We start from the raw sequence: 14,471 nt of genomic DNA, 5'->3' as shown, positions 1-14,471 counted from the left end.
ATTATATAAAAACCACATAGAAATTATTTCTATGTGGTTTTTTAAATTATAATAAAGTCAATGTGTTAGTTTCTATCAATAACATCACCAGAACCAATAGAATTGCTGTCAATTTTAGGATTTCCTTTGTAGTAAACACTACCAGAACCTACAACACTAGCCTTAATCTTAGAGCTTACACTAGTTTGTACACTACCAGAACCAGCAATGCTAGCTTTTAAAGTATTCGCATCTAAATCGTAAGCTTTTACACTACCTGATCCAGCAATAGAACATTTAAAGTTATCTGTTTTACCTTTTAATTTAATGTTTCCAGAACCTCCAATAGAAGCTTTTACAGTATTAGCATCAACATCAGCCGAGATGTTTCCAGAACCACCAATATTAAAAGAAGCATCATCAGCTTTCATTCTTTTTTGTACTCGTACATTACCAGAACCACCTAATGAAACAGCTCTAATTCTTTCAAAAGGTACAGTGACTACTAATTTTCTTGTAGTTCTAATATTTGTGTTTTCTTTAAATTGAATTTTTAATTTACCGCCTTTTACTTCAGTTTCTATATAGGGAATTATATTAGATTCTCCCTTAATAGTTATTTCTCCTTCAGTTCCAGCTACTAAGTTAACATCAAAAGAGCCTCCAACACTCACTCTGTCAAAAGAGCTGATAGATCTAGTTTTAGTAACTACATTTCCGTTACCCTTTATTTTTTTAGAATTCCACCAACTTTGAGCGTTAATGTTAAGTGAAAGTAAAATTATAAGAGTTGTAATAAGTTGTTTTTTCATTTTGTGTATTTTAAAGTTAAAATTGGTTATATTTAAGTTTTATATGCCCCAAAAAATCAATTTATATAGTGTTGCTTATTTTTTAGCATGTATTGTCTCTTTGTTCTTTATTGACACGGGCAATTCAATTACTGAGATGATTATTAAAATTTTCTCATTAATGTTTTTGTCGTTTTTGTACTTAAGCTCTTCAAAAAAAATTAATTATTTCTATTTATTGGTTTTAATGAACTCACTAGCGTCAGATACATTTTTAATTTTTGATGATGCTTTCATGATGCTTGGTATTTTTCTGTTATTAGCAAATAGGTTTTTATATATCATTTTGTCTAGAAGAGCATTGTTTCAAACAAAACCTAAAATGTTATTAATTTATGTAATACCTAGTCTACTATTATTTACTACTATTTTTGTTTTATTAAGGCCATACCTTCAAGAAATATCTTTGTCTTTTATACTATTAGGTATAACATCTGCTATAATAATAGGCTTATCTTTTTTTAATTATTTAAATGAAATGAATAAAAAAAGTAAGTTCTTTTTATTTGGTATTTTACTTATTGTAACAGCAGATGTTTTAATAGCCTTCAATAAATTCTTAGACTATAATATAATTTACGTAATTGTTTATACAACTATGTATTATGTAGCTCGTTACTTGATTTGTGTCTCTATGATCGAACGAAAGAAAATTAGTCGTTAAGTTTTAAAGATACACCTCCGTATCTAGATTTCACATTTATAACTGAACTAGAGCTCCCTTTACCAAAAGTACCTTCGTAATATTTTTTAGTCGTTTTTTTAATGTTTTTAAACATATCTACTTTGCTTTTAGGGTAGTTAAATCCAGCGTAACCTAAATCGATGTTAAATTTAAAGTTATTGTCACTGCTAGTCCCCAATTTGATTCCTGCATAGCTTCCATGAATAGTTACACTTTCAAATCCTTTCATTATATTCTGAACTCTAATACTACCATAGTCGGTATTAATTTGTAAGTGCTTTTTTAAGTCTCCAATTTTTACAGCTGCATAATCAGTACCACCAGTAATGTTAGTAACGCTTCTAGCAGAGATACTTCCGTAATCACTATTGAATTTAAGGTTTTCAGCATCACCAATTTTTATTGATGAATAATCAGCGCTAACTTTTAAAGTTTCAGTTTTTTCAATTCTCAATTTAGAATAATCAGCACTTACAATACCAGTTTTCATATAGTTAATTTCAGAATTCCCACAATAGTCTAAACTAATAGAGTTAGTATCGTTTAAAAGTCTGTCAACCTCTATATTACCATAATCGCAGTTCAGATTAGCTTTTCCTTCTAAACTTGATAGCTCAATGTTACCATATTTATTGTTTAAATCAGCATTGTTGGTAATTGGCATTTTCACAAGGTAATTAATTTTGTAATTAATATTTTTTTTGCCCCACCACGACCATTTTGATTTTGTGTTCTCAATTTTAGTACGTGCTTCAACTAAGTTTTCAGAAGCTTCAAAAAGAACATCAATAGCGTCTAATTTTTGCTCTACATTGCTTAAATCATCACCTTTAACGGTTATTTTTACTTTAATTTCAATACGATTTTCATTCCACGTAGTAATATTTAAATTACCGTATTTATTGCTAATATATAAGGTAGCGTTTTTGTTTACAGTAAAGTTTTTATTAATGGTTTTGCTTTTTTCATGTTTCCTGTTATCGTTTGCTAATAAGATAGTTGGAATAAGAAAAAATAAGAAAAGTAATTTATATAATTTCATCGTCTTTAAGTTCTAGTTTTGCTGGGTTTTTTTGTAATTCTAATTGTAACAAAAGTCTTTCTAAGATTTCCAATCTTTGCTGGTAATTGTTAATCATTTTTTGAATAATTTGTCTTTTGTTGTCGTTTTTTGATAGTTCGGTTATTAATATTTTATAACGATCTTCTAAATCTTCAATTTCATCTAAAGAGTCTTCAATAATAGATTCTGTTTCAATATTTCTATACTGTTCAATTTCTTTTAATTCTTGATTAATTGTCGATACAAAAAAGCTTTGAGCTTCTGCCATTTTTGGAGAAATATCAGCTAAATCATAAACGCTTTTTTGCTGATAACTACCAAGATAAAAACCTAAAACAAGTATTACAGATGCAGCTATGCTCATCCAAAACATAGTTGGTTTATTATTTTTTTTAGATTGCTGAAGTTTTCTTTGAAAACGATCAGAATGTCCCGAATGAGGTTCGAAAATATCGAAGTCATTTTCATCAAAAAACTGATGTAATTTATCTTCCATACACTTGTGTTTTATTAGTATTGGCAAGTAAAACTTGCTTTAATTTCTTTTTAGCTCTCGATACCGTTGTACGTACATTTTCATTGGTATACTTCAGTATTTGAGAAATTTCTTCGTAGTCATATCCTTCAATCAAATTTAGAGTAAGAATAATTCGGTAATTACTTTTCAAACTTTGTAAACCATCCATTACTTGTTTAACATTCAAAGAACTATAATCTATGGCTGTTTCTTCAATTTCATAATTAGAAACTACTTCCATTTTTACTTCATCGTAACGAATATTCTTTTTTAATTGAGTTAAACTCTTATTAATCACAATCTTTTTTAACCAAGCACCAAAAGTAACTTCACCTTTAAAAGTGTGTAATTTTGAAAAAGCAGTTAAAAAAGCTTCTTGAATTAAATCTTCTGCTTCAAACTCATCTTTCAAAATACGATAAGCAGTATTATACATTGCTTTATAATATGCGTCGTACACCTGCATTTGAGCAGTGCTATCGTTTTTCTTACAGCGTTCGATTAGTTGGTTGATATGTGTTTTTTTAGACTCCAAAGAAATCATTCTATACTAGAGACAATTTACTTTTTAAATTGTGACAGTTTTATTTTAAATAAAAGTAACTTTTTTTAGAAAATAATTATTTTTAAGTTTAAATTGTTGTTATTTAGTGTTTTATGTGGGGTTGGTTTTTCTGTTTAATTGATAAAGAACTTCAAGAGGAAAAATGAATCAAAATACGTATATTTGGCACAATGATTGACAGTGTTAAAATTATAGAGTGCCCTAGGGACGCAATGCAAGGAATTAAAAGTCACTTTATTCCAACTGAGTTAAAGGCAAAATATATCAATTCATTGTTAAAAGTAGGTTTTGATACAATAGACTTTGGAAGCTTTGTGTCGCCTAAAGCAATTCCTCAAATGAAAGATACGGCAGAGGTTTTATCAATGTTAGATTTGTCTACAACTAGAAGTAAATTATTAGCAATTGTAGCAAATGTTAGAGGAGCAAATGATGCATCACAATTTGAAGAGATTGATTATTTAGGGTATCCTTTTTCAATATCTGAAAATTTTCAGATGCGAAACACACATAAGACAATAGAACAGTCAATAGATACGTTAAAGGAAGTATTGGCTATAGCAAATAGGACAAATAAAGAAGTTGTAGCATATTTGTCAATGGGGTTTGGAAACCCTTATGGAGATCCATGGAATGTAGATATAGTAGGAGAGTGGACAGAGAAATTATCTAAGTTAGGTGTTAAGATTTTATCGTTATCAGATACGATAGGAAGTTCAACCCCAGAAGACATAGATTATTTATTTTCAAACTTAATTCCTAGTTATCCACAAATAGAGTTTGGAGCTCATTTACATACAACACCAACAAAATGGCATGAAAAAGTAGATAGTGCATTTAAAGCTGGTTGTCGCCGTTTTGACGGAGCAATTAAAGGATATGGTGGTTGTCCAATGGCAAAAGACGAATTAACAGGTAATATGCCAACAGAAAAATTATTATCGTATTTTACAGCTGAAAAAGTTGAAACAAATATTAAACCAATGAGTTTTGAAAGCGCTTATAATAAAGCGTTAGAAGTTTTTTAATAGATGATGAAAGTTAAAATATTAACCCTTTTTTTCTTTTTTTCTACATTTTATCAAGCAACACTTGATAGAAGAATAGGAGTATGGCAAATAAAAAACGGAGTTTTATTAAAAAATAAGTCAAATAAAAACGAACTAGCTAATTATTATTGGAAGGAGTTTAATAGAATTTTTCCTCAAGAACTTACCAAGAAATACATAAAACGTATTGTTTTAATGACCGATGGGATTGATGAAAAAACAGGTGCATTAGTGTCTTTAAATTCTAGAAATGATAAATGGCAATTAGAAATAGATGTCCAAGATGTAAATCTTAAAACAAAAGATAGAAGAAGGCTTCATGAATCTGTATATACAATGGTGCATGAGTTTGGACATTTATTAACTTTAAATAGAACCCAAATAAGACCTACTACAAAAGCAACTCAAAAAGAAGGAGAGTTGTATTTAACTTTAGAAGGAGAGGCTTATAAAAATAGTTATATCAATAGATTTGTAAATTTATTTTGGAAAGGTAGATTATTAGATAGATGGGATACCATTCAAAAAAAATATTGTTATACAGAAGCTAACTGTGTAGAAAAGTTATATGATTTATACGACAATAATCGTACAGAATTTGTTACAGATTATGCAGCAGAAAGCCCTGAAGAAGATATTGTAGAAAGTTGGACGGCCTTTGTTCTTAGACAAAAAATTAGAAAGCCTCGTACTATTGCTCATAAAAAAATTAATTTCTTTTATCAATTTCCTGAATTGGTAGAATACAGAAGATTAATAAGAAAGAATACTAGTAGATACTTACATTATAAACCTAGAAGGTAATTAAAAAAACATTTCATGAAAGGAATTAAATATTTAATAGTAGCAGTATTGACTGTTATTATGGTTGGTTGTGCTCCAAAAAAAGAAATAAATAAAACAAAATTTACAATTTTACAATTAAATGATGTTTATGAAATAGCACCTATCCAAGGAGGAAAGTATGGTGGAATGGCAAGAGTAGAAACAGTACACCAAAACTTATTAAAAGAAGATAAGAATACAATGCTAGTTTTAGCGGGAGATTTTTTAAATCCATCATTAATAGGTACAATGAAAGTAGATGGAGCTAGAGTAAGAGGAAAACAAATGGTAGAGGTAATGAATGCGATGAACTTTGATTTAGTTGCATTTGGTAACCATGAATTTGATTTAAGTTATAAAAACTTACAAGAAAGACTTAATGAAAGTAAGTTTGACTGGATATCAGCAAATGTTTTACATAATGTAGATGGAAAACATGAGTATTTTCATAAAATGGTTGATGGAAAGAAAAAGTATTTAGAAGATTCTTTTATAAAAGAGTTTAAAAATGAAGATGGAACTCAATTAAAGGTAGGTTTTATAAGTGTATGTATTCCATCAAATCCAAGAAGTTATGTGTACTATGGAGACATGTACAAAGAAATAGAGCGTTCTTATAATGATATTAAAGATAAGGTAGATATAGTAATAGGTTTAACTCATGGTTCTATAACACAAGACAAAAAAATAGCAGAAATGTTACCTAATGTACCTTTGATAATGGGAGGTCATGAGCATACTAATAGTTACGATAAAGTAGGAGAAGTTATTATAACAAAAGCTGATGCTAATGCTAAAACAGCATATATACATCGTTTTGAATACGATCCAACAACTAAAAAAGTAACGTTTAAATCTGAGTTAAAAGAAATTAATGATCAAATTGTTGCTGATGAAAAAGTAAATGTGATTGTTGAAAAATGGCAAAAGATTTTAGATAATAAAATAAAAGATATAGTTCCAAACCCTTATGAAGTAGTTTATAAGGCAGAAATGCCTTTAGATGCTAGGGAAACTCCAATAAGAACAGTACAAACAAATATGGGAGATATCATTACAAAATCAATGAGTTTTGCATATGATAACAAAGTAGATTGTGCTTTGGTAAACGGAGGTTCAGTACGTATAGATGATGAGTTAAAAGGAGATGTTACCGTTATAGATATTTTCAGAGTATTACCATATGGAGGAGCTGTATTGAAAGTTGATATAAAAGGAAGCTTATTAAAAGAAGTTTTAGATTATGGGCTTAACGCAGCTGGAACAGGAGCATACCTACAACGTTATAATGTAAAACAAGAAGAAGGTAAGTGGTTTATAAATGGGAAAGAAATAAATGATACGAAAGTTTATAAAGTAGCTTTTTCAGATTACTTATTAAGAGGGTTAGATATTCCAATGCTATCAGACAAAAATCCAGGAGTACTTAATGTTTATAAGCCTAAAGACTCAGAATTGAGCTTTGATATAAGGAAAGCAGTTATAGAATATTTAAAGACCATGTAGTTGATTTGTTATTTTTAATTGAAATAAATCTAAATAAAGTTTGGAGATTTAGTTTTGTTCTGTAGATTTGCAGAAAATTATCAAAATTAAATCTAAATAAAAATGAAAAGAGTAATTTTTTCAATGTTAGCTGTTTCAGCTATGGTATTAACATCATGTTCAGATGATGATACACCAGCAAATAACGTTACTGCACCTACAACATATAAGTTTGAGAGAAACGGAAACACTACTGTTAGTTTTTCAGGACAAACAGCTAGAATTAAAATGTCTAGCGAAATAATGGGAGCTTTATCAAATACTGCTAGTACAAAAGCAGGATTAACAGAAATGTTTAAAGACGGTACTGGTTTTACAGAAGCATCTTTAAATACTTCAGGAAAAAAAGTACGTGATAAAGTAGCAGCTTCAGAAGATTACTTTAAAGCTAATACTACTGAAAGAAATGAGCTTTTAGCAGATTTCGATGGTTGGATTAACTCTCAAGTAGATAACGTATTTCCAAAATGGAACGATGACGCTTCAAAAGGAAATGCAGGAAGATTACAAAAATTAAATTCTAACCCAGCATCTTACCGTTATGTAAATGCAAAAGGATTAGAATTAAATCAAGCTTTTGGAAAGTCTTTAATTGGTGCTTTAATGGCTGACCAAATGTTAAACAACTATTTAAGTAAAAGTGTACTTGACGCTACTCCAAACAAAGCTAATAACGATAATGGAGTTTTAGAGGCTGGAAAAAATTACACGAAGATGGAACACAAATGGGATGAAGCTTATGGATACTTATACGGTACAGAAGCTAACCCAGCAGTACCAGCTTTAGCAGCAGACGACTTTTTAAATAAATACTTAACTAGAGTTGAAAATGATCCTAGTTTTAAAGGAATTGCAAAAGAAGTTTACGATGCTTTCAAATTAGGTAGAGCAGCAATTGTAGCTAAAAACTATACAGTTAGAGATGCACAAGCTGAAATCATTAGAGCAGCTATTTCTAAAGTAATTGCTATTAGAGCAGTATACTATTTACAAGCTGGTAAAGCTAAATTAACTTCAGACAAAACTGCAGCTTTCCACGATTTATCTGAAGGATATGGTTTTGTTTACAGTTTACGTTTTACTCGTAACGCTTCAGGAGCACCTCACTTAGATAAAACTAAAGTAAAAGGATACTTAACTACTTTAATGACAGGAGATGGATTCTGGGATGTAACTCCAGCTACTTTAGATACTATTTCTAATGAGATTGCAGCTGCATTTGGATTTACAGTAGACGAAGCTAAAGACGCTAGTAACTAGTAGCTTTTAATAAATATGTATAAAAAAAGTAGTCGATTAGTCGGCTACTTTTTTTATATTTGTGCACCTTTATTTAGAATAAATAGTAATAATATGTTAAGAAAAGTTAGTTTACTTTTAATTGTTTCAGTATTAGTAATGTACGCTTGTAGTTCAAGCTCTGATTCGAATGTGAGTACTGGAGATGGATTTAATAGAAAGGCAATGTTAACGCATTGGGCTGAGAATATAATTATCCCAGGATATACAGATTTTGCTCAGAAAACTGGAGCTTTAAAAACGGCAGTAGAAACTTTTACAACTACACCAAATCCAACAAATTTAGGAGCTTTAAGAACAAGTTGGCAAGATGCTTATGTTGTTTGGCAAAAAGTTTCAATATTTCAAATAGGAAAAGCTGAAACATTGAACATGGTAAATACGATGAATACGTATCCTACAAATGTGAGTGATTTAACTTTAAATATCACATCAGGTAATTATGATTTAACTTCACAAAATGAATATGACGAGCAAGGTTTTCCCGCTTTAGATTATTTATTGAATGGAGCTGGAGCAGATGATACAGCTATTATAGCAAATTATACAGGAGCAGATGCAGCTAAGTATAACAAGTATTTAAATGATTTAGCAACAAGAATTGATGCTTTAGCAAAAGAAGTATTAGCAGATTGGAATGGTAGTTTTAAACCATCATTCATAGATAATGATGGTTCTTCAGTTACAAGTAGTGTAGATAAATTAGTTAACTTTTACATTGTTTCATTTTTTGAAAGAGAAGTACGTGAAAAGAAAATATCTTTCCCTTCTGGAGCTAGAACAGGAACACCAGTTCCAACTAATACAGAAGCATATTATAAAAGAGATATTTCTAAGTTATTATTAACTACAGCTTTTAATGCTACAGAAGATTTTTTTAATGGAAAGGCATATAGTAGTGCTAGTACAGGACAAAGTTTAAAATCGTACTTAGAATTTTTAAAGAGAAATGATTTAGTAACAGCAATCAATACTAAAATAGCTGATGCTAAAACTGCAATAGGAGTATTAAATAATAATTTTGTAGATCAGATTAATAATGATAATACAAAAATGACATTGACATTTGATAAATTACAGCTTTTAGTAAAAGACTTAAAAGTAGATATGGCAAGTGCAATGAGTATAAAAATTACTATTGAAGATAACGATGGCGATTAGTCGTCAAATACAAAAATATTTAGAAAAAACTACGGAAGCAGCTACTTTAGCTGTTTTTCGTATTTTTTTTGGTGTTATGATGTTGGGGAGCATCATACGTTTTTGGTACCATGGTTGGATAGAATCATTGTACATAAATCCCAAATTTCATTTTACTTACTACGGATTTGAATGGGTAAAAACTTTAGGAAGTTATACTTATTTATTATTTGCAATATGCGCTATTTCAGCATTATTAATAGCAATAGGTTATAAATATAGGATAGCTATTGTTATTTTCTTTTTAAGTTTTACCTATATTGAATTAATGGATAAAACTACCTATCTAAACCATTATTACTTTATAAGTTTAGTAAGTTTTATTTTAATTTTTTTACCAGCAAACGCTTACTTTTCAATAGATGCAAAGTTAAATTCGAAGCTATCTTATCAAAAAGTACCTCAATATACTGTTGATGTAATAAAACTAATGTTGGGTATAGTATATTTTTATGCGGGATTAGCAAAATTAAATTCTGATTGGTTGTTTAGAGCTTCACCTTTAAATATATGGTTACCTGTACAGTACGATTTACCAATTGTAGGAGTTTTAATGCCAAAAACTTGGTTTCATTTTGCGATGAGTTGGGCAGGAGCTTTATACGATTTAACCATACCTTTTCTATTATTATATAAAAGAACACGTTTGTTTGCATTTTTTATGGTAGTAGTTTTTCATGTATTTACAAGAATATTATTTCCAATAGGAATGTTTCCTTTTATAATGATAGTAAGTACACTAATATTCTTTTCACCAAATTTCCATCATAAGATAATTAACTTAATAGCGAAAGCATTACGAATATCAAAGGAGAGTTTTAATCATGGAAAGACATTAATATATTCCGTTAAACAAAGAGTAATAGTGAATATATTTGCAGTCTTTTTTATAATTCAATTACTTTTTCCTTTTAGGTATTTGGCATACCCAGGAGAATTGTTTTGGACGGAAGAAGGATATCGTTTTTCATGGAGAGTAATGTTAATGGAAAAGGCAGGAATAGCAGATTTTAAAATAGTAGACGGGGATACTGGTAAGTATTTTTATATAAAGAATAGAGATTATTTAACTGTTTTACAAGAGAAACAAATGAGTTTTCAACCCGATTTTATATTGGAATTCGCCCACTTTTTAGGCGATACCTATAAAAGCAAAGGAATAAAGAACCCAGAGGTTTATGTAGAAAGTTTTGTAACTCTTAACGGAAGGTTAAGTTCACGATTTATAGATTCGAAAGTAGACTTATACCAAGAGAAAGATAGTTTTAAACACAAAAATTGGATTATACCATTTAATCATGAAATTAAAATTAAAGGATTATAGCATTATTATAGTACTGTTTTTTGCAATGCAAAATTTATTTGCTCAGTACACTATTTCGGGGAAAATAGTAGATAATGAAGGAAAGGCTATTAATAGTGTAGAAATTTATAATGCTTCAGGGGGAACTTTAGCAAAAACAAACACACAAGGAGATTACAAAACCACTTCTTTAAAACCAGGAAAGTACTCAATAGTATTTTTCTCTTATGATTATGAAATAAGTGAAAAAGTAGTAACAATTTCTAACCAAAATTTAAAATTAGATATTGTATTACAAAAAATAGAAGAAGAATTGTCGGAAGTAGTAATAAGCCAAAGAAAGAAAAAAGTATTTGCGCTTAAACGATTACAAGAAGTAGAAGGAACAGCAATTTTTGCAGGAAAAAAGACAGAAGTTGTTTTAGTAGATGAGTCTATAGGGAACAAAGCGGCAAATAATGCACGTCAAATCTATAGTCAAGTAGTTGGATTAAATATTTATGAAAACGATGATGCGGGATTACAATTAAATATTGGAGGTAGAGGATTGGACCCAAATAGAACATCTAATTTTAATACTAGGCAAAATGGATATGATATTAGTGCAGATGTATTAGGATATCCAGAAAGTTATTATACACCACCAGCAGAAGCTTTAAAAGAAATACAGGTAATTAGAGGAGCAGCATCTTTGCAGTACGGAACTCAGTTTGGAGGATTGTTGAATTTTAAGTTTAAAGAGCCTAATAGAAATAAAAAATTTGAATTAGTAACTCGACAATCAGCAGGATCATTTGGACTGTTTAATAGTTTTACAAGTGTGGGAGGTACAGTTGGTAAAACAGGATACTACGGATATTTTAATTTTAAAAGAGGTGATGGATTTAGACCTAATTCAAAATTCAATTCTAAAAATATTTACGCACACGTAGATCATAAAATATCAGATAAAACAACTTTAATAGCAGAGTTTACCCACTTAAACTATTTAGCAAAACAGCCAGGAGGTCTTACCGATACGCAATTTAACCAAGATCCTTTACAAAGTTTAAGAAGTAGAAATTGGTTTGATATTGATTGGAACTTATGGGCATTAAAATTGGAACATGATTTTACAGAAGATACAAGGTTAAGCTTTAATTTCTTCGGATTGAATGCATCAAGAAAAGCATTGGGGTATAGAGGAAATTATAGATTTGTAGGTTTAAATCCAGTATCAACACCAGATGAGTTAGATAATGGACAGTATGATTTTAGAGATTTAATAGTAGGGAATTATAAAAACTGGGGAGTAGAAACTCGTTTCTTATCAAACTATAATTTAGGAAATCAAAAAAGTATATTTTTAGTAGGAGCTAAATATTACAAAGCAAATAACGATGAACGTCAAGGTGCAGGTTCAAGAAACAGTGATGCTGATTTTAGATTTGTAGATAAACAAGATTATAATAGTTCATTCTTTAAATTCCCAAATGAAAACATAGCGGTATTTGGAGAAAATATTTTTAAACTTTCTGATAGTTTTACCATTACACCAGGAATTCGTTTAGAATATATAAAAACAGGAGCTAATGGTTCATATACAAGAGTATTAAGAGATGGAGCAGGAAATCCATTACCAGGAGGTATTAATACAGAAACTGAGAGTCAAGTAAAAGAAAGAAGCTTTGTATTATTAGGATTAGGAGCTAGCTATAAACCATCAGCAAGTTTTGAGTTATACGGAAATATTTCTCAAAATTATCGATCTGTAACCTTTAGTGATATCAGAACGGTAAATCCTTCTTTCTTAGTAGCAGAAAATATAGGAGATGAAAAAGGAGCAACAGCAGATATTGGATTAAGAGGTAGATGGAGAAACTTTTTATCATATGATATAAGTGCTTATGGATTGTTTTACCAAGATCGTATAGGAGTAACTTTAGTTTCTACAGGGCCAAACAAAGGAGATAGAGTAAGAGATAATATTGGAGAAGCATTTATATACGGTATTGAGAGTTTTGTAGATTGGAATTTATTATCAACGTTTAATAATTCTAACAGTGAGTTTGTATTAAATTGGTTTACAAATATTGCAGTAACAGAATCAGAGTATACAAAATCAAAAGAAAGTAGTATTGTAGGTAAAAAAGTAGAATTTATTCCGTTAGTAAACTTAAAAACAGGGGTTAAGTTTGGATATAAAAACTTTTTAGGAAGCCTTCAGTTTACGCACTTATCAAAGCAATTTACCGATGCAACTAATGGAGAAACAGTATTAGCAGGAACAAGTAGAGAAGGATTGGTTGGACCTATACCAGCATACTCTATATTAGATGCTTCTTTTTCATATTCATACAAAAAGTGGAAAATAGAAACGGGAGTAAATAATTTATTAGACGAAACCTATTTTACAAGAAGAGCTACGGGATATCCAGGACCAGGAATTATTCCATCTTCACCAAGAAGTTACTATGTAACATTACAATTTAAACTTTAAAGTTATTTTATAACATATATATTAGCAGTACTAAATTTATCAATCAGAATGAAAAAAATATTCACAATTTTAGCTTTAGCAATAGTTTTTACATCGTGTAAAAATGAGCAAAAAAAAGAAGAAAAGAAGGAAGAGAAAAAACAAGAGGTGGTAAATGTTTACACACACCGTCACTATAAAGCAGATCAAGAATTATTTGCCAAGTTTGAAAAAGAAACAGGAATTAAAGTAAATGTTGTCAATGCAAAAGCAGATGAGTTAATGCAAAAGATGACGGTAGAAGGAGAGCAATCTCCAGCAGATGTATTAATTACTGTAGATGCAGGACGTTTAGTAAGAGCTAAGAACAAAGGATTGTTACAATCGGCTACTTCTGAGTTTTTAGATAAAACAATTCCAGCACATTTAAAAGATGCTGATAATAATTGGTTTGCCTTAACAAAAAGAGCACGTGTAATAGTTTACAATCCAGAAAAAGTAAAACCAGAAGAATTATCTACTTATGAGGCATTAACGAATGATGAATGGAAAAACAAAATATTAATTCGTTCTTCATCAAATATTTATAACCAATCATTATTAGCTTCAATTATAGCAAACATTGGAGAAGAAAAAGCAACAGAATGGGCTAAAGGAATGGTAGCAAATATGGCACGTTCACCAAAAGGAAATGATAGAGATCAAGTAAAAGCAGTTGTTGCTGGTGAAGGAGATGTAGCAGTAGTAAATACATATTATATTGGTAAATTATTAAATTCAAAGAATCCAGAAGAAGTAAAAGCTGGAGAAGGAATTAAAATATTTTTCCCTAATCAAGCAGATAGAGGAACACACATCAATGTAAGTGGAGCAGGAGTTGCTAAATATGCACCAAACAAAGCGAATGCAATTAAATTTATTGAGTTTTTAGCAAGTAAAGAAGCGCAAGAAGTATTTGCAAAAGCTAATTACGAGTATCCAGTAAATAAAGAAGTTGCTTCATCAGATTTATTAAAATCTTGGGGAGAATTTAAAGAAGATACTTTATCATTAACTAAGTTAGGAGAAAACAATAAAAAAGCTGTTTTAGTTTTTGATTCAGCTCAATGGAAATAATCAATACCTTTGTTGT

General features: G+C 29.8%; 13 protein-coding genes. 9 read left to right on the top strand and 4 right to left on the bottom strand.

Going from position 1 to position 14,471, the window contains the following annotated elements; translation table 11 throughout:
• Positions 1-65: 65 nt before the first annotated feature.
• Positions 66-791: a head GIN domain-containing protein gene (locus tag ACOQN8_RS17020; RefSeq protein ID WP_272149512.1), complete on the bottom strand. Its 726-nt coding sequence runs from the start codon at positions 789-791 to the stop codon at positions 66-68.
• On the opposite strand from ACOQN8_RS17020, the gene ACOQN8_RS17015 reads away from it, so the two are divergent.
• Entirely contained in the window at positions 742-1,494 is a 753-nt protein-coding gene (locus tag ACOQN8_RS17015; protein WP_420553600.1) for a lysoplasmalogenase family protein, read from the top strand. The two genes, ACOQN8_RS17020 and ACOQN8_RS17015, sit on opposite strands and share 50 nt — an antisense overlap.
• Here the strand turns inward: ACOQN8_RS17015 and ACOQN8_RS17010 are convergent.
• The 3 genes from ACOQN8_RS17010 to ACOQN8_RS17000 are packed head-to-tail and all read right to left on the bottom strand — an operon-like array spanning position 1,484 to position 3,630.
• Positions 1,484-2,557 carry a hypothetical protein gene (locus tag ACOQN8_RS17010; RefSeq protein WP_420553599.1) on the bottom strand — a complete coding sequence of 358 codons (1,074 nt, stop codon included), beginning with the start codon at positions 2,555-2,557 and terminating at the stop codon, positions 1,484-1,486. The two genes, ACOQN8_RS17015 and ACOQN8_RS17010, sit on opposite strands and share 11 nt — an antisense overlap.
• The gene (locus tag ACOQN8_RS17005; protein WP_420553598.1) at positions 2,544-3,074 is read right to left on the bottom strand and encodes a hypothetical protein; all 531 of its coding nucleotides are present in this window, start codon (positions 3,072-3,074) and stop codon (positions 2,544-2,546) included. The genes ACOQN8_RS17010 and ACOQN8_RS17005 overlap by 14 nt, the downstream gene beginning before the upstream one ends.
• Positions 3,064-3,630, bottom strand: a complete 567-nt coding sequence (locus ACOQN8_RS17000) for an RNA polymerase sigma factor (protein ID WP_272149517.1) — start codon at positions 3,628-3,630, stop codon at positions 3,064-3,066. Before ACOQN8_RS17000 ends, ACOQN8_RS17005 begins: the two co-directional genes overlap by 11 nt.
• A 200-nt stretch (positions 3,631-3,830) precedes the next feature.
• On the opposite strand from ACOQN8_RS17000, the gene ACOQN8_RS16995 reads away from it, so the two are divergent.
• The 8 genes from ACOQN8_RS16995 (at position 3,831) to ACOQN8_RS16960 (ending at position 14,455) form a co-directional block, all read left to right on the top strand.
• A complete protein-coding gene (locus ACOQN8_RS16995; protein WP_420553597.1) occupies positions 3,831-4,688 on the top strand; it encodes a hydroxymethylglutaryl-CoA lyase in 858 nt (285 codons plus the stop codon).
• Positions 4,689-4,691: 3 nt separating this feature from the next.
• Positions 4,692-5,513, top strand: a complete 822-nt coding sequence (locus ACOQN8_RS16990; RefSeq protein WP_420553596.1) for a hypothetical protein — start codon at positions 4,692-4,694, stop codon at positions 5,511-5,513.
• 15 nt (positions 5,514-5,528) lie between these two features.
• A complete protein-coding gene (locus ACOQN8_RS16985; protein WP_420553595.1) occupies positions 5,529-7,040 on the top strand; it encodes a bifunctional metallophosphatase/5'-nucleotidase in 1,512 nt (503 codons plus the stop codon).
• 102 nt (positions 7,041-7,142) lie between these two features.
• The gene (locus ACOQN8_RS16980) at positions 7,143-8,339 is read left to right on the top strand and encodes a DUF4856 domain-containing protein (protein ID WP_420553594.1); all 1,197 of its coding nucleotides are present in this window, start codon (positions 7,143-7,145) and stop codon (positions 8,337-8,339) included.
• A gap of 93 nt (positions 8,340-8,432) precedes the next feature.
• A complete protein-coding gene (locus ACOQN8_RS16975; protein ID WP_420553593.1) occupies positions 8,433-9,539 on the top strand; it encodes an imelysin family protein in 1,107 nt (368 codons plus the stop codon).
• The gene (locus tag ACOQN8_RS16970) at positions 9,529-10,902 is read left to right on the top strand and encodes an HTTM domain-containing protein (RefSeq protein ID WP_420553782.1); all 1,374 of its coding nucleotides are present in this window, start codon (positions 9,529-9,531) and stop codon (positions 10,900-10,902) included. Before ACOQN8_RS16975 ends, ACOQN8_RS16970 begins: the two co-directional genes overlap by 11 nt.
• Positions 10,877-13,360 carry a TonB-dependent receptor domain-containing protein gene (locus ACOQN8_RS16965; RefSeq protein ID WP_420553592.1) on the top strand — a complete coding sequence of 828 codons (2,484 nt, stop codon included), beginning with the start codon at positions 10,877-10,879 and terminating at the stop codon, positions 13,358-13,360. Before ACOQN8_RS16970 ends, ACOQN8_RS16965 begins: the two co-directional genes overlap by 26 nt.
• Before the next feature lie 48 nt (positions 13,361-13,408).
• The gene (locus ACOQN8_RS16960) at positions 13,409-14,455 is read left to right on the top strand and encodes a Fe(3+) ABC transporter substrate-binding protein (RefSeq protein WP_235274714.1); all 1,047 of its coding nucleotides are present in this window, start codon (positions 13,409-13,411) and stop codon (positions 14,453-14,455) included.
• The last annotated feature ends 16 nt before the right edge of the window (positions 14,456-14,471 follow it).

It is taken from the genome of Tenacibaculum aiptasiae (genome assembly GCF_965221665.1).
Lineage (GTDB): Bacteria > Bacteroidota > Bacteroidia > Flavobacteriales > Flavobacteriaceae > Polaribacter > Polaribacter aiptasiae.
Note: the sequence above shows the minus strand (reverse complement) of the source record. Positions and strands in the feature narration are given on the sequence as shown.